The organism is Bradyrhizobium sp. USDA 4506 (assembly GCF_054058795.1).
On record NZ_JBSSBM010000002.1, the window covers coordinates 3,011,162 to 3,032,465 of the forward strand.

Consider the following 21,304-nt stretch of genomic DNA (forward strand, 5'->3'; position numbering starts at 1 on the left):
ATACGTCTCGCTCGATCATGAACAAACCCGTCGTTACCCGCTTCGCCCCCTCACCGACCGGCTTCCTCCATATCGGAGGTGCCCGCACCGTGCTGTTCAACTGGCTCTATGCCAGGAAACTCGGCGGCAAGATGCTGCTCCGGATCGAGGACACCGACCGCGAACGCTCGACCAAGGAGGCGATCGACGCCATCCTGGACGGCCTGAAGTGGCTCGAGCTCGATTGGGACGGCGAGGTCATCTACCAGTTCAGCCGCGCAGCCCGCCATCGCGAGGTCGCCGAGAGCCTGCTCGCCGCCGGGCGCGCCTATTACTGCTATGCCTCGCCGGAAGAGCTCACCGCGATGCGCGAGAAGGCGCGCGCCGAGGGCCGCACCCGCCTCTATGACGGCATGTGGCGCGACCGCGATCCGGCCACCGCGCCCGCCGGCATCAAGCCGACGATCCGCCTCAAGGCGCCGCAGACCGGCGAAACCGTGATCGAGGACCAGGTGCAGGGCCGCGTGGTCTGGCAGAACGAGAACCTCGACGACCTCGTCCTGCTGCGCGGCGACGGCACCCCGACCTATATGCTCGCGGTCGTGGTCGACGACCACGATATGGGCGTCACTCACATCATCCGTGGCGACGACCACCTGATCAACGCCGCGCGTCAGAAGCAGATCTACGACGCGCTGGAGTGGGAACTGCCGAGCATGTCCCACATTCCGCTGATCCACGGTCCCGACGGCTCGAAACTGTCGAAGCGCCATGGCGCGCTCGGCGTCGACGCCTACCGCGCCCTCGGCTACCTGCCGGCCGCCTTGCGCAACTATCTCGTCCGGCTCGGCTGGAGCCATGGCGATCAGGAGATCTTCTCGACCCAGGAGATGATCGACGCGTTCGACCTCTCGGGCATCGGCCGTTCTGCGGCGCGGTTCGATTTCGCCAAGCTGGAAAACCTCAACGGTCACTATATCCGGCAGAGCGACGATCAATCCCTCGTGACCCAGTTCGAGAGCGTGCTGGATTATGTTCCCGAGGGCGCCGCGCTGAAGGCCAAGCTCAACGACACCACCCGCGCGCAATTGCTGCGGGCGATGCCGAGCCTGAAGGAGCGCGCCAAGACGCTGATCGAGCTGATCTCGGGCGCCTACTTCATCTTCGCCGATCGTCCGCTCGCGCTCGATCCGAAAGCTGTGGCGCTGCTGACGCCGGAAACGCGCGCGTTGATCGGCCGCCTGCGCACCGCGCTGGAAGCCGTCAACGACTGGACGGCGGAAACCACCGAGACCGCGATGCGGAATTTCGCCGAGCAGAACAACCTGAAACTCGGCGCCGTCGCCCAGCCGCTGCGGGTGGCGCTGACGGGGCGTACGACGTCGCCGGGCATATTCGACGTGCTGGCCGTGCTGGGACGCCAGGAGTGCCTTGCCCGCCTTGCCGATCAGGCGGCGTGATCCTGCATGGACCCCCTCCAGGGTCCATCTTGCAGCGCACATGGCAATGAGCTACCCAATCCCGGACGCTTTCTCCACAAGCCGTTCCGCCCCGCCATGGGCCGCAATTTAGCGACTGGGCAAGGTCGGTTTTCGCAACGAATTCATCGGGGATATCACGATGGACGCAAAATCCAGCAAGACAGCCACACTCACCATCGGCAACAAGAACTACGATTTCCCGATCCTGAGCGGCACGGTTGGGCCTGATGTCATCGACATCGCCAAGCTCTACGGCCAGGCCGGGGTGTTCACCTACGACCCCGGCTTCACCTCGACCGGCAGCTGCCAGTCGAAGATCACCTACATCGACGGCGACGCCGGCGTGCTCGAATACCGCGGCTATCCGATCGAGCAGCTCGCCGAGCACGGCGACTTCCTCGAGACCTGCTACCTGCTGCTGTACGGGGATCTTCCGACCCCGGCGCAGAAGAAGGACTTCGACCATCGCGTGATCCATCACACGATGGTGCATGAGCAGATGGCGCGGTTCTTCCAGGGCTTCCGCCGCGACGCTCATCCGATGGCGATCATGGTCGCCGCGGTCGGCGCACTGGCCGCGTTCTATCACGACTCCACCGACATCAACGATCCGCGCCAGCGCATGATCGCCTCGATGCGCATGATCGCGAAGGTGCCGACGCTGGCGGCGATGGCCTACAAGTACACCGTCGGCCAGCCCTTCATCTATCCGAAGAACTCGCTCTCGTTTGCCGAGAACTTCCTCAACATGTGCTTCGCGGTGCCCTGCGAGGACTACAAGATCAACCCGGTGCTCGCCGACGCGCTCGACAAGATCTTCATCCTGCACGCCGACCACGAGCAGAACGCCTCGACCTCGACGGTGCGCATCGCCGGCTCCTCGGGCGCCAACCCGTTCGCCTGCATCGCGGCCGGCATCGCCTGCCTGTGGGGCCCGGCGCATGGCGGCGCCAACGAGGCCGCGCTCAACATGCTCTACGACATCGGCAAGGTCGAAAACATTCCGGACTTCATCGCCAAGGTGAAGGACAAGAACAGCGAAGTTCGCCTGATGGGCTTCGGCCACCGCGTCTACAAGAACTACGATCCGCGCGCAAAGATCATGCAGAAGATGTGTCACGCGGTGCTGAAGGAGACCGGCCACGGCGACGATCCGATGCTAAAGGTCGCGATGGAGCTCGAGAAGATCGCGCTCAGCGATCCCTACTTCATCGATCGCAAGCTCTACCCGAACGTCGACTTCTATTCGGGCATCACGCTGAAGGCGATGGGCTTCCCGGTCTCGATGTTCACCGTGTTGTTCGCGGTCGCCCGCACCGTCGGCTGGATCAGCCAGTGGAGCGAGATGATCGAGGACCCGCAGCAGAAGATCGGCCGTCCGCGCCAGCTCTACACCGGCGTCGCGCGCCGCGACTATGTGCAGATCGACAAGCGCAAGTAAGCTGCATCGCTGAAGAGAATCCGGGACGGCGCCATCATTCCTGATGGCGCCGTTTTCGTTTGCCCCGCGCAACTTCGGTCGCGATCGCGTCAAGGCGCGGCAGCCAGAACGCCCTGAACCGGTCGAGCCAGTCGTCGACCTCGCGCAGCCGCGCCGGCTCGACCGCATAGATGCGGCGCGTGCCCTCGGCGCGCACCGACGCGAAACCGGCGTCCCGCAAGATCCGCAGCTGCTGCGACACCGCCGACTGGGTGATGCCGAACTCGCGCTGCACGACCGCAACGACGTCGCCCGAACTGTGCTCGCCGGTCGCAAGCAGTTCCAGGATGCGCCGGCGGACGGGATCGCCGAGGATGTCGAAGGCGTGCAAGGTCGCTAAAGCGCGATGAGACTGCATCGTCATCCCGCTTTAGCCCTTCGTTTGAGCATGATCTCCGCGCAAACGCTTCGCGTTTGTCGCGAGGGAAAACCGCTTCACACTTTTCCGGATCATGCTCTAGCCTCCGCTCCCCGGCTCCGGCTCGCCGCAATAGGCCGCCGTGGTGTTTGCGGCCGATCTGCGCGCCGCAGCCTCCTCGGTGCCCGCCGCGATCGAGGCCCTGCACCAGTCCTCGCTGGCGCGGCGGATGAATTCCTTGCCGTCGTCGGTGGCTGGCCAGGCGGACGCGGCGGCGCGGTCGAATTCCTCGCCGGGCGGCATGGCCAGATAGAGCGCGAGCCCAAGCAGCGCGAGATCCCAGCCGACGCCGACCGCACCGGCCCCGTAGCGGTCCCAGAAGTCGCCCTCGATCACCGAGAGGTGTTCCAATTCCAGGCGCGTGGCGTCCGGACCGTTCTCGGCCAGCGTCACGGTAACCCAGCTGACCGTGCCCATGGACTCCCACGTGACGGCAAGCCGGCGCGGCGGCTCACACGCCGTGATCTCGCCGCCCGCATGGCCCTGGAACTGATAGCGGCCGCCAAGCCTCAGGTCGCCCGAGATCGGCAGGAACCAGCGCGGAATGCGTTCGGGGTTGGTCAGCACATCCCAGAGATCGGCGATGTCGGTGTCGTAGCTGCGGGCCGCGATCACCGCCCGCGCCGGCTTGCCGTCGCGTTCCCGGAACGCGACTTCGCGAACGACGGCTTCGACATAGGCGACCGGGTCGATGTTCATGGCAGGCTCCGTACTAATATTAGCTATTGCTAATATTAGTACGGTCTAAATATCTGGCGCAAGCGGGATCGTCGCGGCGGGATGTCGCTACAGAACGAGGACACGATCGATTGGTTAGGTCGAACGGCGGCCCATTTCCGCCAGCACGATGTCGGCGGCGCGGACGCTCGGCGGCTGGTCGCCGGTCGACATCTTCCCGTCCATCGTCGCGAATCCCACGAGCTGCCGCAGACGATCGGGCGTATCCGCAAGCACGTCGCCCAGCGCCGCTGCGAGCTTGTCCGGCGTGCAGTCCTCCTGCAGGAACTCGGGAATGATATCGCTGCCGATCACGAGATTGGCGAGGATCACCGAGGAGACCCGGATCGCCCGGCGCAGGATGAACGCCTCGGCGGCGCCGACGCGATAGGCCGTCACCATGGGAATCCCTGACAGCGCGAGCTCCAGCGTCACCGTGCCCGACTTCGCGAGCGCAGCGCGGGCGACACGGAACGCGGCGCGCTTCTCGGTCTCGCCGATCGCGAGCCGCGGCACCACCGGCCACGACGCGACTCCCTCGCGCACTATCGCCTCGAGATGCGGCATGGTGGGAAGCACGAGCTCGAACGGCGTTTGCTTGTTGAGCTGGCCGAGCGCCGTGCCGAACAGCGCCAGATGATGCCTGATCTCGCTGCGCCGGCTTCCGGGCAGCACCAGCAGCACCGGAGGCTGCGCATCGCGCCGCTTCTGCTCGTCCTCGTTCGGCCGCAGCGAGGCGAGCTGCTCGGTCAGGGGGTGGCCGACATAGCTGCACGGCGGTCCCTGCAGCTTGCGATATTCCTCCGGCTCGAACGGCAGCAGCGCGAGCACGTGATCGACATAGCCCCGCATCGCGCGCGCCCTGCCCGGCCGCCACGCCCAGACCGACGGCGACACGTAATCGACGATCGGAATGTTCGGGTTGCGGGCGCGGACGCGACGGGCGACGCGGTGGGTGAAATCGGGGCTGTCGATGATGACGAGCATGTCAGGCGCGTCGGCGAGCACGGCATCGGCGGTGCGCCGGATCAATCGCAGGATTTTCGGCAATTGCTTCACAACGGCGGCAAAGCCGATGATCGAGAGCTCTTCGATCGGAAACAGCGGGGCGATACCCTGAGCAGTCATCGCCCGGCCGCCGACGCCGGAAAACTGCACGGCATCGCCGAGCCGCTGGCGCAGCACCTGCATCAGCGCCGCGCCGAGGCGGTCGCCGGATTCCTCGGTGGCGATGAGGAAGATCTTGCGAGCGGTGCTGGGGCTGCGCACCTGCATCAGCCCGCCAGCCCGATGACAAACAGCCCCTTAGCGTCGGCGGCCTCGACCAGGGCCTGCGGCTCGGCGGCCAGCGTGTTGCCAGCGATCACGGCGATGCCGGCGATGCCCGCTGCTGCCGCGCCCTCGACCGTCCGCGGGCCGATGGTCGGCAGATCGAAGCGCAGATCCTGCCGGCTCTTTGGCGCCTTCACCAGTACGCCGCGGCCGGCCTTGGCGCGAATGCGACCCTCGGCGCGCAGCCGCGCGACGCGCGCGAGCAGCCCGTCGGTACCCTCGATATCCTCGACCGCCACCACATGACCGTCGATCACCACGGCCGCCTGACCGATGTCGAACGGGCCGAGCGCGTCAAGCACGCCGCGTCCGCGCGCGATGTCGGCGAGCGCCGTGCTGTCGGGCGCCGCGCGCGTCACGGCGCCCTCCGGCATCAACAGATCGGGCGCGACATCCTTGATCCCGACCATGCGGAAGCCCTGCTGCTCGAGGATGCGGCCAACGCTCGACAGCAAATGATCGTCGCCGCCGCGAAATGCGCGCACGACGTGGCCGAGCAGGCGCAGCGTGCCCCAGTCGAGCCGGATCTCCGACAGCGCGGGCCGCACCAGGGTGCCGATGAAGATCAGATCGCGGCAGCCTTCGTCGCGGAACAGCCGGGTCGCCCGCCCGAGCTGGCCGACCGAGATCCAGCGGTGACGAAACCGCTGCGCGCGCGCCGGATCGCAGGCGCCGCGCAGCGCGAACAGCACCGGTGTGATGCCGCGCGCAACCAGGGACTCGGCGACCGCGAACGGCATGGCGCCGCCGCCGGCGATGACGCCGACCGGCGAGGAAAGCGAGGGAGCCGCTGACGTCATGCTGGCGGCCATCCCCTGCTCAATTGGTATCGGCGGGAAGGCAGAGCGGGCGCAGCTTGCCGCCCTCGATGAAGGCCAGGATTTCCGCAATCGCGGGATCCTCGCCCGCCAGCGGCTGCACCGAGGCCAGCCGCTCGGCGAAGATGCCGGGACCGTGGAACAGCTTTTGATAGAACGCGCGCACCGTCGCCAGCCGCGCCTTGGTGAACTGGCGGCGCCGCATGCCGATGATGTTGAGTCCTTCGAGAACCGCGTACTGACCGTTGGCGAGGCCGAACGGGATGATGTCGCCACGCACGCCGCAGACGCCGCCGATCATCACCTGCGAGCCGACGCGGGTGAACTGGTGCACAGCCGACAGCCCGCCGATATAGACGAAGTCGCCGATCTCGCAGTGGCCGCCGAGCGTCGCCGACGTCGCGAAGATCACGCCATTGCCGACCATGCAGTCATGGCCGACATGGCTGTTGTTCATGAAGAAGCCGCGATCGCCGACGCGGGTGAGCCCACCGCCCTTGACCGTGCCGACATTCATCGTCACGCCCTCGCGGATGGTGCAGGCTTCGCCGACTTCGAGGCGGGTCGGCTCGCCGCGATAGCTGAGATCCTGCGGCGGCCCGCCGAGCGCTGCGAACGGCGAGATGATGCAGCCGGCGCCGATCCTGGTATGCCCGCTGATCGTGACATGCGCGATCAGCTTGCAGTTCTCGCCGAGCACGACATTGGGGCCGACGATGCAGTACGGACCGATCTCGGTGCCGGCCCCGATCACAGCGCCATCGGCAATCCGCGCAGTCGGGTCGATCATGCTCATGAAGTTTCGGTCCGGAATTCGTTAATGGCGCCAAGGTGCTATCGAGGCGCCAGGCTGTCGATTTGGGCGGTCGTTAGCGCGACTTTGCCTGCCCTGTCCAGTGACGTATGATGACGGCCTGTTGCAAGAGAAGGTCGCAACCGATCCATGGTCCGGGCCGCCGCGCTGATCCTCAGCCTGCTCTCTGCGCCAGTCGGCCCGGAGACGGTCGATCTCGGCAACAGCACGGCGGTCGATCTCTCGAGCTTCGAATGCCACGACATCAACCGGAGCACGATCGTCCAGCGGGTCTGCTACAGCACGGATCAACGCGCGCTGCTGGTCGCGGTCAGAGGCAGCTACCAGCACTATTGCGGCGTCCCTGCCGAAACCTACGACGCGCTGATGAACGCACCGTCGATGGGCATCTTCCTCAATCGCGTCCTGCGGATCGCGGGCGCGGACGGCCGCTACACCTGCACAACGTCGTGAGCCCGGCGCGGACTAGGTGTCTGGTCCCGGAGTGTGGGGGAATCAGCCAAACTGGTCCTTCATTCCGGGAGGACCTATGGGCCAGATACTCCATGGCAGCGCCACGACCACGCACGCGATCCGAGCGGCAATACAGCGATCGAAGGCTCCGCTCAAAGAGCTAGCCGCCCAGCACGGGCTCAACCAAAAGACGGTCGCCAAGTGGCGTAAGCGCACCTTTGTCCACGATGCGCCGATGGGGCCAAAGACCGTGCGCTCGACCGTGCTTTCTGCCGAGGAAGAGGCGATGGTCGTCGCCTTCCGCAAGCACACGCTCCTGCCTTTGGATGACTGTCTCTATGCGCTGCAGGCGACGATCCCGCATCTCACGCGCTCGTCCTTGCACCGCTGCCTGCAACGTCACGGGATCAGCCGCTTACCCGAGATCGCCGGCGACAAGCCCGCCAGGCAACCCTTCAAGCGCTACGCCATTGGCTACTTCCACATCGATATCGCTGAGGTCCGCACCGAGGAAGGCAAACTCTATCTCTTCGTGGCGGTGGACCGGACCGCCAAATACGCCTTCGCCCGGCTGGTGAAGAAGGCCACGGGTGCAGCAGCCAGGGCCTTCCTCGAAGAACTGGTGGCGGCCGTCCCTTTCCGGATCCACACTGTACTGACCGACAACGGTATCCAGTTCGCCGACCTGCCTAAGAATCGTGATGGCGCCACTGCAAGCTGGCGCGGCCATCCCTTCGACCGGGCCTGCCTGGGACACAGCATCGAGCATCGCCTGACCAAGCCCAATCATCCTTGGACTAACGGTCAGGTCGAGAGAATGAACCGCACGCTCAAGGAGGCAACCGTCCGGCGATACCACTACGAGACCCACGAGCAATTGGAAGATCACCTCGCTGCCTTCCTTGATGCTTACAACTTCGCCAGACGCCTTAAGACCCTGCGTGGTCTCACGCCCTATGAAGCTATCTGCAAAGCATGGGCCGACGAACCAAACCGCTTCAGGATCGATCCCATCCACTTGACCTCGGGACTGAACAACTAGGACGAATCCACATTCAGCGGAGCCAAATGCAGATTGCGGCGAGGTGGACGAATGCGAGGAAGTAGTCTGCTCGTCGGTCATATCGCGTGGCAAAGCGGCGGAAGTGTTTGAGCTTGTTGAAGCAACGCTCGATGCGGTTGCGTAGCTTGTAGATCGTCTCGTCATGCGGGATGGGGATCTTACGAGAGCGGGTTGAGGGGATTACCGCTTCGGCGTTCATGTCCGCGATGGTCGTGCGTAGATCATTGTTGTCGTAGGCCTTATCGGCCAACACGGCCTCGGCCTTGAAGCCTTCGAGCAGGGCTTTTGCGGTGAGGTTGTCGTGTCGTTGTCCGGCGGTGAGCATGAAGCGCAGCGGCCGACCGAGGCTGTCGCAGAGCATGTGGATCTTGGTGGTCAAACCACCTCGGGAACGCCCCAGTTCCTGAGTTTTGGCCCCCCTTTTCCGCTCGCAGCCTGCTGGTGGACACGAACCAGAGTGGTGTCGAGCATCAGGTATTTGTTGTCGCGATCCTTGATCAGCTCGGCAAACACCTTCTCCCAAACGCCAGCCTTGGCCCAGCGGGTGAAACGCGCGTGTACGCTCTTCCACTTGCCGTAGCGCTCCGGCAGGTGCTGCCAGTAGGCGCCGGACCGCAGAACCCACAAAACCCCGTTCACGAACAGGCGATTGTCGACACCGCTGCGGCCGGGATCGCCCACCTTGCCTGGCAGCAGAGGCGCAATCCGAGCCCATTGCGCATCACTTAGCTCATAGCGCTTCACACCCATCAGCACGCTCCGAATCAAAACGTCCGGAACGCATTGATTCAGCATCATTCAGCTATGGGAATCCTGAATGTGGATTGGTCCTAATCCGTCAGCATCGCACCGACATCGGCCTCGGCGACGACCTGGCCGTTGACCTTGGCATCGCCGTGAAACCACCACATCGTCTTGCGCCGGCCGAGCGAGCGCATGTGATACTCGATGGTGTCGCCGGGCATCACCGGCTTCCTGAACTTGCACTTGTCGATGGTGAGGAAATACACCGCGCGCGGCTTCTCGGTGCCCTCGACCGACTTGATGCCGATGACGCCGGCGGTCTGGGCCATCGCCTCGATCATCATCACGCCGGGGTAGACCGGGCGGTCCGGGAAGTGGCCCTGGAACGGCGGCTCGTTGAAGGTGACGTTCTTGATGCCGATGCCGCTGTAGTCGGTGCGGATATTGATCACCCGGTCGATCAGCAACATCGGAAAGCGATGCGGAAGCGTCTTCAGGATATCGTTGATATCCACCAGCTCGAATTTGACCGGTGCCTCCTCCATCACTCCTGCCCCTCACCTTTGGCTTCGTTGTCGCGCACCAGACGCTCCACTGCGATAATTTCCCTGAACCACTGCTTGGTCGGCTTGGCGAAATGCCCGCCCCACCGACCGTTGGCCGGGATGTCGTCCTTGACCGCGCTCATTGCCGTCACCTGGGCGCCGTCGCCGACCTTGAGGTGGTTGTTGATGCCCACCTTGGCGCCGAGCGCGACATTGTCGCCGATGGTCAGGCTGCCGGCGAGCCCGATCTGGGCCGCCAGCAGGCAGTGCCGGCCGATCGTCACATTGTGGCCGATCTGGACCTGATTGTCGATTTTGGTGCCCTCGCCGATCACGGTGTCGCGCAGGGAACCGCGGTCGATGGTCGAGGCGGCGCCGACCTCGACATTGTTCTGGATCACCACGCGGCCGGTCTGCGGCACCTTCACATGGCCGGCCGGCCCGAAGAAGATGAAGCCGTAGCCGTCCTGGCCGATATTGCAGCCGGGATGGATCAGGACGTTGTTGCCGATCAGCGCGAACTGAATGGTGGTCTTGGCGCCGACATTGCAGTCGCGGCCGATCTTGACGTCGGCCCCGATCACCGCGCCGGCGCCGATGATGGTGCCCGAGCCGATCTCCACCCGCGGGCCGATCACGACCAGCGGATCGACGATGACGCCGTCCTCGAGGCGCGCGGTGGGATCGATGATCGCCGACGGCGCGATGCCCTCGGTGTCGAACCAGGATTGCGGCCGCAGGGCATCGGCGTGCCATTGCCGGGCGAGCTCGACGAACGCCTGGAACGGCTTCGCCGCCCGCAGCACGGCAGTGCCCTTCGGCACCTGCGCCTCGAAGCGCGGGCTGACCAGACACGCCCCGGCCTTGGTCGCGGCAAGCTGGTCGGCGTATTTCAGATTGTCGAAAAAGGCGAGATGCATCGGACCGGCCTCGTCGAGCGAGGCCAGCCCCCTGATCTGAAGCGCGCCCCTTTCGGGGTCGACCAGTTGCGCCTTCGTCAGCGCGGCTATTTCGGCCAGCGATGACGAAGGAGGACTCTTGTAGAAGATCGGCTGCGCCATTCCATCCGTCGCAGTCCGGTTGGCAATCGGTCTTAGAACGTCGTACCGCCGCCAAACCGGAATTCTTGCGTGCGGTCAAACGCACCCTTGGTCAGCGGCACCGCGTAGTCGAAGCGCAGCGGGCCGAACGGTGACTGCCAGATCAGGCCGACACCGACCGAGGTACGGACAACCTTGCTGTCGTCGTAGCTCAGGCCAAGGCACGTACCCGGAGACGGCGGATTGTTCGTCGGCCTGATACAGCCAGGCACGTTGACTTCGCCGGTCGCCGCCCACGAGGTCGGGCCCTGGTAGTCGTACAGGCCGCCGGCGTCGGCATAGACCGCGCCCTTGAGCCCGACTTCCTTCGGCAGGAACCAGAACGGCATCTGCAGTTCCGCCGACACGCCCCAGTACTTGGTGCCGCCGATGGCGTCCATGGTGCCGTACGGGTTGATGTCACGCGGACCGATACCGTTCGGCGCAAAGCCGCGGACCAGGTTCGGGCCCATCTGGAAGTGATCGAGCATGCGCAGATCCGAGGTCCCGAGCTTGTTCAGGATGCCGCCCTGCGCGTGGATCACGCCGACGATGTCGGAGACCAGCGGGGTGTAGTACTTCGCGTCGATCGCGGTCTTGATGTAGCTGACGTCACCGCCAACACCGGCGAAGTCCTGCTTGAAGTCGACGATCAGACCGTCGGTCGGGTTCTTGTTGTTGTCGAGCGTGTTGTAGTTGAGCGTGTAACCCAGCGCCGATGTGAGGGTCTTGCCGCCCGCCAGCTCCTTGCGGACCGGCAGCGAGGCTTCGCCGTCAAAGAAGCAGCCGAGACCATTGGTCGACACCAGGCTGATCCCGTTCAGGTTCGCATAGGCCGGGCTCGGATTGAACGCGGGGTTGGGCGTTCCATCCGGCAGGGTCGGCACGTTGTTACAGTTGTTCAGCGTCGACGGCAGGGTGATTTCCTGCTGGTAGATCGAGTAGCGCAGCTGCAGCGACAGATCTTCCCGCAGGCTGAAGCCGAGCCGCGGGCTGAAGCCCAGCGTCTTGGTGCCGTAGGCGATGTAGCTGTTGGACAGCTGCTGGCGCTGATACAGGTCGAGGCCGAGCGCGACGCGGTAGTCGAGCAGATAGGGCTCGACGAACGACAGCGAGTAGCCGCGGGCATACTGGCCGTAGGTCACCGACGCCTTCGCGTACAGGCCGCGGCCGAGCAGGTTGCGCTCGGAGACGCTGACTTCGGCCAGCGCGCCGTCGGTGGTCGAGTAGCCGCCCGACACCGAGAAGTCGCCGGTCGATTTCTCCTCGAGATCGACGATCAGGATGACGCGATCGCTGGAGGAGCCCGGCTCGGTGGTGATCTTCACCGTCTTGAAGAAGTCGAGGTTCTTCAGCCGGCGCTCGGCACGGTCGACCAGCGCACGGTTGTAGGCGTCGCCTTCCGAGATATCGAACTCGCGGCGGATCACGTAGTCGCGGGTACGGCTGTTGCCGCGGATGTTGATGCGCTCGATATAGGTGCGCGGACCTTCGTCGATCGCGAAGGTGATCGACACCGTGTGATTGTCGAAGTTGCGATCGCCGCGCGGCCGGACCACCGCGAAGGCGTAACCGCGGCGCGATGCCTCGATCTGCATCTCCTCGACCGACTTCTCCAGCGCCTCGGCGTTGTAGAGCGAGCCGACATTGACGCGCGAGTAGGTGCGCAGCGCGTTCGGGTCGAGCGTTGCGATCGACGACGTATAGTTGACCGACGCGACGCGGTACTGCTGGCCTTCCTCGATCTTGAAGGTAACCAGGAAGCCCTTCTTCTCGGGATCGTATTCGGTCAGCGCGGCCACGACCTGGACGTCGGCATAGCCGTTCTTGAGATAGAAGCGACGCAGCAGGTCGCGATCGGCCTCGACCCGGTCGGGATCGTAGACGTCGTTGCCGCCGAGGAAGCTCAGGATGTTCGATTCGCGGGTCTTGATGACGTCGCGCAGGCGGGACGCCGAATAGGCGCTGTTGCCGATGAACTCGATCGACCGGACGCCGGTCTTCACGCCTTCATTGACCTCGAAGATCAGGTCGACGCGGTTGTTCGGCTGCTCGATGATCTGCGGATTGACCCGCACGTCATAGCGGCCGGACCGACGGTAGATTTCGGCGATGCGGAGGGCGTCCGACTGGACCATCGGGCGCGAGAACGTGCCGCGCGGCTTGGACTGAACTTCAGCGGTGAGCTGCTCGTCCTTGATCTTCTTGTTGCCCTCGAAGGCAACGCGGCCGATCACCGGGTTCTCGACCACGACCACGACGAGGCGCCCGCCCCGCTGGTCGATATGGACGTCCTGAAACAGGCCGGTCTCGATCAGCGCCTTCAGACCGTCGTCGATCTGGGCCTGGGCCAACCGACCGCCCGGTCCGGGATGGAAGTAGGAGCGGATGGTTTCAAGCTCGACACGGCGGTTCCCCTCCACCGTGATCGAATCGACGGTCTGCGCCGACGCAGGCACAGACACAGCTACGGTCGCCAAGGTGGCAACCACCGGCGCGGCGAACATGACCAAGGCGGCGAACAGCCCCCCCCTCACTCGCATTCCAAACATCATGCGCAATGCGCCCTTATCTTAACGATGCCAGATCGTTCCCCAACGACCCGACAGATTCCCAACCTGCCGCTCAGCTTGTAACCAAATTTGCCAAGGGGGCAAACTTACTAGAGCCGAACATTTCCATTTTCGTTCCAAGACGTTGCCCATTGGCAACGCCACAAAAAAGCCTGTTTCAGGACCCGGCGATCCTGAGGATGTCGTTATACGTCGCAAACACCATCAACATCAGGACCAGACCCAGCCCGATTCGGAAACCCACCTCCTGAGTCCGCTCCGACAGCGGGCGTCCCCGCAGCGCCTCCGCGCTGTAGAAAAGCAGGTGTCCGCCATCCAAAAGCGGGATCGGAAACAGGTTCAGCAGGCCGATCGAGACCGACAGGATGGCGCAAAGATTGATCACGAACTGGAACCCGGCGCTCGCGGCCTGCCCCGACAGCTTCGCGATTCCAATGACGCCGCTCACCTCGGCCGGATTGCCGGTTCCAACGAACAGCGAGCCCAGGAACTTGAACGTGCTGGAAATGATGTACCAAACCTGCTCGACGCCGATCTTGAGGGCCTCCAGCACGCCGACCGAGGCGCTGGTCGCTTCGCCGACCTGAGCCTTGTGCTCAATTCCGAGCACGCCGATTCGGTGGGCATTGCCGAAGGGGTCCTTGACCTCCCGGAGCGCCGGCGTCGCCTTGAGCGCGACAATCGCACCATCGCGCTTCACCTTGAATCCAAGCTCTGAACCAGCATTCGAAGCTACAATCCGCTGCATGTCGGCGAAGCTCTGGATCGCGCTGCCGTCGATATCCACGACGACATCGCCGACCTTGAAGCCGGCGTTCGCGGCGACGCTTTCGGCCACCAGGCCGTCGACCCGGGCAATCGTGCTCGGCTTGCCGTAGTAGAGCGCCATGCCCGCGAAAATCAGGGCGCCGAGAATGAAGTTCGCCACCGGGCCGGCCGCAACGATGGCGGTGCGCTTTCCGACCGATTTGTGATGGAAGCTGCCTTCACGCTCTTCCGCCGTCATGGCGGCGAACGCCTCGGTGGACGGCGTCGAAGCCTCGCTCTCGTCGCCGAAGAATTTGACGTAACCGCCGAGCGGAATCGCCGAGATCTTCCAGCGCGTGCCATGCCGGTCGTTGAAGCCGGCGAGCTCCGGCCCGAAGCCCAGCGAGAACGTCAACACCTTCACGCCGGCCCAGCGCGCGACCAGGAAGTGGCCGAGCTCATGGAAGAAGACGACAATGGTCAGGACAAAGAGGAAGGGAACGATGGTACCGAGAAGCCCATGACTCAACGCATTGATACTATGAATAAAATACTCGGGCATTCGATTTTCCCTCGACAAGAGCCAAAGGCTCCGTCCCCAACCCTCTAGGTTGCCTTTAAGGCAATTTGAGGCAATAGGGCGGCAGCTTTATTTCGCGCGATATGGTCAACGGAAATCGCATCATCCGCCGAGTGCAGTGGTGGCTGATTCCCTGACTTGATCCAATCGTTCATCGTCGCCTCGACCAGCCGGGCGATCGCGCCGAACTTGATCTTGCCGGCGATAAACGCGGCGACCGCGATCTCGTTCGCAGCGTTGTAGACCGTCGTCGCGCCGTGCCCCATCCGCAACGCCTCGTAGGCCAGCCGCAGCCCCGGGAAGCGCTCAAAATCCGGCGCCTCAAAGGTGAGCTGTCCGATCTTGGCGAGGTCGAGCTTGGCGGACGGGCCGACGACGCGGTCGGGCCAGCCGAGGCAATGCGCGATCGGGATCCGCATATCGGGCGTGCCGAGTTGGGCGACCACTGAGCGATCGGAGAACTCGACCATGCCGTGGATGATCGACTGCGGGTGCACCAGCACGTCGATTTCGTCGGGCGTCAAAGCGAACAGATAGGACGCCTCGATCACCTCGAGACCCTTGTTCATCATCGAGGCGGAATCGATCGTGATCTTCTGCCCCATGCTCCAATTGGGATGCTTCAGAGCCTGTTCCAGCGTCGCCTGCTCGATGTCGGCGGGCGCCCAGGTGCGGAACGGCCCGCCGGACGCGGTGATGATCACCCGCGTCAGTTCCTCGCGGTTGCCGGAAGCCAGCGCCTGGAATAGCGCATTGTGCTCGGAGTCCGCCGGCAGGATGCAGGCGCCGGCCTTCCTGGCCCGCTCCATGAAGATATCGCCGGCGCAGACCAAACATTCCTTGTTGGCCAGCGCGACGGTGGCGCCACGATCGACCGCGGCAAGCGCGGGCTTCAGCCCGGCCGCGCCGCTGACCGCCGCCATCACCCAATCGGCCGGCCGCGCGGCCGCTTCGATAATCGCGCTCTCCCCGGCCCCGCATTCGGTCCGGGTTCCGGCCAGCGCGTCCTTCAGTTCCGAAAGCTTCGCCGGATCGGCAATGGCTGCGAACCGCGCGCCGAATTCCTTGGCCAGTTTGGCGAGGCCCTCGACATTGCTGTTCGCGGTCAGCGCCTCGACCCGGTAGCGGTCGCGCGCGCCACGCAGCAGGTCCATAGTGCTGTCGCCGATCGAGCCGGTGGCACCGAGGACGGTTACGGTGCGCGCGGCGGATGCCGCCGCGGCCTTGTTGTTACGCAACGGAACTGCGCTCATCTCATCACCAAACCATAAGACCGCGCCCGACGCCATCGGCGCCACCACGGAGAAAGCCGAAAATCGCCGCCACAATGACGGCCGCGACAAATCCGTCCAGGCGGTCCAGGAGGCCGCCGTGACCGGGAATGATGTGACTCGAATCCTTCACGCCGAACCGCCGCTTCACCGCGGATTCGAAGAGATCGCCAAGTTGCGAGACCACCGACAACACGGCGCCGAGCATCAAGAGCGGACCGGTCGAGCCGATCTCAAGGGCGGCAAAGCCGGCAGCGACCAGCAGGCTCGCCACGAAGCCGCCAACCGCGCCCGCCCATGTCTTCTTCGGGCTGACCCGCACCCAGAGCTTCGGCCCGCCGATGCTGCGGCCCGCGAAATAGCCGCCGATATCGGTGACCCACACGATCAGCAACACGAACATCAGCGCGGCAAAGCCCTTCGCCGTGTCGAGGCGCAGCAGGACCGATGCGATCTCGGCCCCTGCCGCATAGAGCAATCCCGCAATGGCCCAGTTGCGCCCCGCGCCGGACGTCAGCGCCACAACAACCGCACCGGCGGCGAGTACGATCAGGGCCGCATCGATACGGCCGGCCATCAGGCACAGTCCGGCGAGCAGCAACGCGACCACGCCGGGCACCACGACAGGGAGTTCGCGTCCGAGTCCGGTGACACCAAGCCATTCCGCGAACAATCCGGCCGCCGCCAATGTCACGAGGAGCGACCAGGCGACGCCACCCATATAGGCCAGCGCGATCGCAACCGGCGCCAGCACCAGCGCCGCAATCACGCGCATCGCGAGATCGCGCGACCTCTGCTCGTTTGCTGCCGCCGGCGCGGCCTCGCCCTCGGTCACGATCCGGTTTTCGCAGCGAGCCCGCCGAACCGGCGCTCGCGCTTGCCGTATTCCGCAATCGCGCCTTCGAGCGCCGCCTTGTCGAAATCCGGCCAGTGAATCGGCACGAACACGAGTTCGCTATAGGCGGCCTGCCACATCAGGAAGTTGGACAGACGCTGCTCGCCGCTGGTGCGGATAATCAGATCCGGATCCGGAATGTCGGGCGCATCGAGATATTGCCCGAGCGTGTCGGCATCGATGGAGTTGGCGTCGCGCCTGCCTTCGGCAACCTCGCGCGCGAGGCGCCTCGCCGCGGCGGCGATCTCCGCCCGCGAACCATAGTTGAAGGCGACCACAAGGTTGAGCTTGACGTTGTTCTTCGTCAGCTCCTCTGCCTCGTTGAGCAGCGCGCAGATGTCGGCGTCAAGCCCGTCACGCTCGCCGATCACGCGCACCCGCACCCCGTCACGATGCAGCGTCGCCAGATCGTTGCGGATGAAGCGGCGCAACAGGCCGAACAGATCGCCAATCTCGCTCGCGGGCCGCGACCAGTTTTCCGAGCTGAAAGAAAAAATGGTGAGATAGACGATGCCGAGTTCATGGGCCGCACGCACCACGCGGCGCAGCGCTTCGACGCCGCGGCGATGGCCCTCGACGCGCGGCAGGCCGCGCGAAGCGGCCCAGCGCCCGTTGCCGTCCATGATGATGGCCACATGCAACGGACTGCCGGAGCGATCCGGTCCGTCAGTTGCTGGGGCGGCGGCGTTCGACATCGGCTCGTTCCCGTAGCGCCTTCAGACCGTCAGGATTTCCTTTTCCTTGGCGGCAAGCAGCTGATCGACTTCGGCGATCACGCCGTCGGTCGCCTTCTGCACCTCGTTCGACAGGCGCTCGTGATCGTCCTCGGAGATCTCGTGATTCTTCTCGAGCTTCTTGATCACGTCGAGGCCGTCGCGGCGCACGTGGCGTACCGCGACCTTGGCCGCTTCCGCATATTTGTGCGCGACCTTGACGAGCTCCTTGCGGCGCTCCTCGTTGAGTTCGGGAATCCGCAAGCGCAGCACCTGTCCTTCGGTCGCCGGCGACAGGCCGAGGTTGGAGTCGACGATTGCCTTCTCCACGGCCTTGACCATCGTCTTGTCCCAGACCTGCACCGAGAGCAGGCGCGGCTCGGGCACGCTGATGGTGGCAACCTGGTTGAGCGGCATATGCGAGCCGTAAGCCTCGACCTGGACCGGCTCCAACATAGAGGCCGCGGCACGGCCGGTGCGCAGGCCGCCGAGCTCGTGCTTGAGCGATTGCGTGGCGCCCTGCATGCGGCGCTTCACGTCGTTGATGTCAAAACCAGCTGCGGCCATGACGTTTCTCCCTTTCACTAGAAACCGGCTGTCGACGCCCTCGGGTCCAAAATCTGGACCCGGAGGCGCGGCAATCAGCCGGCGACGACGGTGCCGTGTCCGGTACCGCGCAGAATCGCACCGATCGAACCGGGCTCCGCGATAGAGAACACGATGATAGGCAGCGACGTCTCGCGGGCAAGTGCGAAAGCGGTCGCGTCCATGACCTTGTAGCCGCCCTCGATCGCCTGCGAATGGGTTAGGCGGTCGAAGCGCTTGGCTTTGGGGTCCTTCTTCGGATCGGCGCTGTAGACGCCGTCGACATTGGTGGCCTTCAGCACCGCCTGCGCACCGATTTCGGCCGCGCGGAGCACGGCGGTGGTGTCGGTCGTGAAGAACGGGTTGCCGGTTCCACCGCCGAGCAGGACGATGCGTCCCTCGGCGAGATATTTGTGCGTTGCACTACGGGTGAACAGCTCGGAAATCTCCGGCATCACGAATGCCGACAAGGTCCGCGCCGGGGTTCCCTTGCGCTCGATCGCCGCCTCCAGCGCGAGGCAGTTCATCATGGTGGCAAGCATGCCCATGGTGTCGCCGGTCGGCCGGGAGACGCCGCGCGAGGACACCTCGACGCCACGGACGATGTTGCCGCCGCCGATCACGACGGCGACTTCGATACCGAGCTTGCGGGCCGCGATCAGGTCGTCGGCGATGCGATCGACCGTCGGTTGATCGATACCGAACCCGTGAGAGCCGGCCAGATATTCGCCGGACAGCTTGATCACCACGCGACGATAGATCGGCTCAGCCATGATGCGATCGCTTTCTTATCCCGCGCAGGCAGGCCTCCGGCGCAGAGCGCCGGACGCCCTGGTGTCAGCGGTTACTTCTTGCCGCTGGCGGCCGCGACTTCGGCGGCGAAGTCACTTTCCTGCTTCTCGATTCCCTCACCGAGAGCATAGTTCACAAAGCCAGCGATTTTGATCGGCCCGCCGACCTTACCCTCAGCTTCCTTCACCGCCTGGGCAACCGACTTGCCGCTATCGTGGATGAAGGCCTGATCGAGCAGGCAGACCTCCTTGTAGTAGGTCTTCAGGCCGGAATCGACGATCTTCTCGATGACGTTCTCCGGCTTGCCCTGCTGGCGGTACTTGTCGGCCAGCACGTCCTTCTCGCGCTTGACGGTCTCCGGATCGAGCCCGGCCGGGTCGAGCGCCAGCGGCTTCGCCGCCGCGACGTGCATGGCGAGCTGGCGGCCGAGCACCGCGAGCTCGTCGGTCTTGCCGGCGGACTCCAGCGCCACGATCACGCCGATCTTGCCGGCGCCCTCGACGACCGCGTTGTGGACATAGCTCGACACCACGCCCTTGCTCACCTCGAGCGAGGCGGCGCGGCGCAGCGTCATGTTCTCGCCGATGGTCGCGATCGCGTCGGAGATCGCGGTCTCGACGGTGACGTCGCCGACCTTGGCCGCCTTGATCTTCTCGACGTCAGCGCCGTTGTGCAGCGCGACCTGGGCGATCATCTTGACCAGGCCCTGGAACTGCTCATTGCGCGCAACGAAGTCGGTCTCCGAGTTGACCTCGACCAGCACGCCCTTGGTGCCGGAGGTCAGCGCGCCGATCAGGCCCTCGGCCGCGACGCGGCCGGCCTTCTTGGCGGCCTTGGAGAGGCCCTTCTTGCGCAGCCAATCCTGCGCTTCCTGCATGTCGCCGTTGTTCTCGGTCAGCGCCGCCTTGCAATCCATCATGCCCGCGCCAGTCGACTCGCGGAGCTCCTTGACCATCGCTGCTGTGATCGTTGCCATCGTTCAATGTCCTTCTTGCCTGTACAGAAACCGCGGCGCCCGATGGCGCCGCTATCTGCGACAGGGAGATCGTTGTTCGTGGAATAGAAGCGGCGGCCGGGCGAGACCCGGCCACGCCGCGTAGCCTTTATTCCGCTTCGGCGAGCGTCTTGGCCTGGGCGACCCAGGCGTCGGCACGGCTCGGCAGACCGACTTCTTCGCCGATCTTGTGCGCGGTGTCGTGGTCGAGCTCGGCGAGCTGCCAGTAGTGGAAGATGCCGAGGTCGTTGAGCTTCTTCTCGATCGCACCGGACACGCCGGTGAGCTTCTTGAGGTTGTCGGCGGTGCCGCGCGGGCCGGCGAGGCCCTGGAAGCCGGACGGCGCAGCCGCCGGAAGGTCTTCCTGCACGGGCGTCGCCGACGCGCCGATGTCGATTCCGGAATCGCCCTGAGCGCGCGAGATGCCGTCGATGGCGGCGCGCGCCACGAGATCGCAATACAGCGAGATCGCGCGGCCGGCGTCGTCATTGCCCGGCACCACATAGGTGATGCCCTTCGGGTCCGAATTGGTGTCGACGATCGCCGCGACCGGGATGTTGAGCCGCTGGGCTTCCTGGATCGCGATGTCTTCCTTGTTGGTGTCGATCACGAAGATCATGTCGGGAAGACCGCCCATGTCCTTGATGCCGCCGAGCGAACGGTCGAGCTTGTCGCGCTCGCGCTGCAGCGTCAGCCGCTCCTTCTTGGTGTAGGAGTTGGCTTCGCCCGACGACAGTACGTCGTCGAGATGGCGCAGACGCTTGATCGAGGCCGAGATCGTCTTCCAGTTGGTCAGCGTGCCGCCGAGCCAGCGCGAGTTGACGAAGTACTGCGCCGAACGCTTGGCAGCGTCGGCAACGCCGTCCTGGGCCGAGCGCTTGGTGCCGACGAACAGGATGCGGCCGCCCTTGGCGACGGTATCGCTGACCGCCTGCAGGGCACGGTGCAGCATCGGCACGGTCTGTGCGAGGTCGATGATGTGAATGTTGTTGCGGGCGCCGAAGATGTAATCCTGCATCTTCGGATTCCAGCGGTGGGCCTGGTGGCCAAAGTGAACGCCAGCTTCAAGCAACTGACGCATAGAAAAATCGGGTAGCGACATAGTGATAATTCTCCGGTTGGTTCCTCCGGAAACGTGTGAGCAGACGCGCCTTATGGCCCGGCTGCCACCGGACGGCCTTTTGAGCCATGTTTCCGTGTGAGATGGCGCGCTGTATAGCGCGATTTGCGC

21 protein-coding genes are annotated in these 21,304 nt (G+C 64.6%); 4 read left to right on the forward strand and 17 right to left on the reverse strand.

Features of this window, described 5'->3' with window-relative positions; genetic code table 11:
* Nucleotides 1–17: 17 nt before the first annotated feature.
* Nucleotides 18–1,439: a glutamate--tRNA ligase gene (gene gltX, locus ACVIHF_RS16320; RefSeq protein WP_456792292.1), complete on the forward strand. Its 1,422-nt coding sequence runs from the start codon at nucleotides 18–20 to the stop codon at nucleotides 1,437–1,439.
* Between the two features lie 160 nt (nucleotides 1,440–1,599).
* Nucleotides 1,600–2,901, forward strand: coding sequence for a citrate synthase (gene gltA, locus ACVIHF_RS16325; protein WP_092077397.1), 1,302 nt, complete (start codon nucleotides 1,600–1,602; stop codon nucleotides 2,899–2,901).
* 34 nt (nucleotides 2,902–2,935) lie between these two features.
* On the opposite strand, the gene ACVIHF_RS16330 is transcribed toward gltA, so the two are convergent.
* The 5 genes from ACVIHF_RS16330 to lpxA form a co-directional block, all read right to left on the reverse strand.
* A complete protein-coding gene (locus tag ACVIHF_RS16330; protein ID WP_246786912.1) occupies nucleotides 2,936–3,304 on the reverse strand; it encodes an ArsR/SmtB family transcription factor in 369 nt (122 codons plus the stop codon).
* 93 nt (nucleotides 3,305–3,397) lie between these two features.
* Nucleotides 3,398–4,057 carry an SRPBCC family protein gene (locus tag ACVIHF_RS16335; protein ID WP_456792293.1) on the reverse strand — a complete coding sequence of 220 codons (660 nt, stop codon included), beginning with the start codon at nucleotides 4,055–4,057 and terminating at the stop codon, nucleotides 3,398–3,400.
* Between the two features lie 114 nt (nucleotides 4,058–4,171).
* Entirely contained in the window at nucleotides 4,172–5,350 is a 1,179-nt protein-coding gene (lpxB, locus tag ACVIHF_RS16340; protein WP_253608481.1) for a lipid-A-disaccharide synthase, read from the reverse strand.
* Nucleotides 5,350–6,207 (reverse strand): LpxI family protein, encoded by an 858-nt coding sequence (locus ACVIHF_RS16345; protein ID WP_253608480.1) that lies wholly within the window; start codon nucleotides 6,205–6,207, stop codon nucleotides 5,350–5,352. Before ACVIHF_RS16345 ends, lpxB begins: the two co-directional genes overlap by 1 nt.
* A 19-nt stretch (nucleotides 6,208–6,226) precedes the next feature.
* Entirely contained in the window at nucleotides 6,227–7,021 is a 795-nt protein-coding gene (gene lpxA / locus ACVIHF_RS16350; RefSeq protein WP_028334015.1) for an acyl-ACP--UDP-N-acetylglucosamine O-acyltransferase, read from the reverse strand.
* A 147-nt stretch (nucleotides 7,022–7,168) separates the two neighbouring features.
* On the opposite strand from lpxA, the gene ACVIHF_RS16355 reads away from it, so the two are divergent.
* Together ACVIHF_RS16355 and ACVIHF_RS16360 are read left to right on the forward strand one after the other, a co-directional pair.
* A complete protein-coding gene (locus ACVIHF_RS16355) occupies nucleotides 7,169–7,492 on the forward strand; it encodes a KTSC domain-containing protein (protein WP_253608479.1) in 324 nt (107 codons plus the stop codon).
* Between the two features lie 76 nt (nucleotides 7,493–7,568).
* Complete coding sequence (locus tag ACVIHF_RS16360; protein ID WP_456792294.1) at nucleotides 7,569–8,534, forward strand: IS481 family transposase; 966 nt, start codon at nucleotides 7,569–7,571, stop codon at nucleotides 8,532–8,534.
* Nucleotides 8,535–8,547: 13 nt separating this feature from the next.
* On the opposite strand, the gene ACVIHF_RS16365 is transcribed toward ACVIHF_RS16360, so the two are convergent.
* The 12 genes from ACVIHF_RS16365 to ACVIHF_RS16420 form a co-directional block, all read right to left on the reverse strand.
* Nucleotides 8,548–9,305 (reverse strand): IS5 family transposase gene (locus ACVIHF_RS16365; protein ID WP_256558577.1). Its coding sequence is split into 2 segments (ribosomal slippage): nucleotides 8,548–8,969 and nucleotides 8,969–9,305, totalling 759 coding nucleotides; the frame shifts between segments, so codons are not numbered across the junction.
* Between the two features lie 80 nt (nucleotides 9,306–9,385).
* On the reverse strand, nucleotides 9,386–9,844 hold the full coding sequence (gene fabZ / locus ACVIHF_RS16370) for a 3-hydroxyacyl-ACP dehydratase FabZ (protein ID WP_076857667.1): 459 nt from the start codon (nucleotides 9,842–9,844) through the stop codon (nucleotides 9,386–9,388).
* Complete coding sequence (gene lpxD, locus ACVIHF_RS16375) at nucleotides 9,844–10,905, reverse strand: UDP-3-O-(3-hydroxymyristoyl)glucosamine N-acyltransferase (protein WP_456792295.1); 1,062 nt, start codon at nucleotides 10,903–10,905, stop codon at nucleotides 9,844–9,846. The genes fabZ and lpxD overlap by 1 nt, the downstream gene beginning before the upstream one ends.
* A gap of 32 nt (nucleotides 10,906–10,937) precedes the next feature.
* A complete protein-coding gene (bamA, locus tag ACVIHF_RS16380; RefSeq protein WP_253608477.1) occupies nucleotides 10,938–13,478 on the reverse strand; it encodes an outer membrane protein assembly factor BamA in 2,541 nt (846 codons plus the stop codon).
* A gap of 175 nt (nucleotides 13,479–13,653) precedes the next feature.
* Nucleotides 13,654–14,805 (reverse strand): RIP metalloprotease RseP, encoded by a 1,152-nt coding sequence (gene rseP, locus ACVIHF_RS16385; RefSeq protein ID WP_253608476.1) that lies wholly within the window; start codon nucleotides 14,803–14,805, stop codon nucleotides 13,654–13,656.
* 44 nt (nucleotides 14,806–14,849) lie between these two features.
* The gene (gene dxr / locus ACVIHF_RS16390; protein WP_253608475.1) at nucleotides 14,850–16,076 is read right to left on the reverse strand and encodes a 1-deoxy-D-xylulose-5-phosphate reductoisomerase; all 1,227 of its coding nucleotides are present in this window, start codon (nucleotides 16,074–16,076) and stop codon (nucleotides 14,850–14,852) included.
* A gap of 4 nt (nucleotides 16,077–16,080) precedes the next feature.
* Entirely contained in the window at nucleotides 16,081–16,929 is an 849-nt protein-coding gene (locus ACVIHF_RS16395) for a phosphatidate cytidylyltransferase (protein WP_456792296.1), read from the reverse strand.
* A complete protein-coding gene (locus ACVIHF_RS16400) occupies nucleotides 16,926–17,684 on the reverse strand; it encodes an isoprenyl transferase (protein WP_253608473.1) in 759 nt (252 codons plus the stop codon). Before ACVIHF_RS16400 ends, ACVIHF_RS16395 begins: the two co-directional genes overlap by 4 nt.
* Before the next feature lie 21 nt (nucleotides 17,685–17,705).
* Complete coding sequence (gene frr, locus ACVIHF_RS16405) at nucleotides 17,706–18,269, reverse strand: ribosome recycling factor (RefSeq protein WP_456792297.1); 564 nt, start codon at nucleotides 18,267–18,269, stop codon at nucleotides 17,706–17,708.
* 74 nt (nucleotides 18,270–18,343) lie between these two features.
* Complete coding sequence (gene pyrH, locus ACVIHF_RS16410; protein ID WP_028334006.1) at nucleotides 18,344–19,060, reverse strand: UMP kinase; 717 nt, start codon at nucleotides 19,058–19,060, stop codon at nucleotides 18,344–18,346.
* 71 nt (nucleotides 19,061–19,131) lie between these two features.
* Nucleotides 19,132–20,055, reverse strand: a complete 924-nt coding sequence (gene tsf, locus ACVIHF_RS16415; RefSeq protein ID WP_057016494.1) for a translation elongation factor Ts — start codon at nucleotides 20,053–20,055, stop codon at nucleotides 19,132–19,134.
* 127 nt (nucleotides 20,056–20,182) lie between these two features.
* Nucleotides 20,183–21,175 (reverse strand): 30S ribosomal protein S2, encoded by a 993-nt coding sequence (locus ACVIHF_RS16420; protein ID WP_057016493.1) that lies wholly within the window; start codon nucleotides 21,173–21,175, stop codon nucleotides 20,183–20,185.
* Nucleotides 21,176–21,304 lie beyond the last annotated feature (129 nt).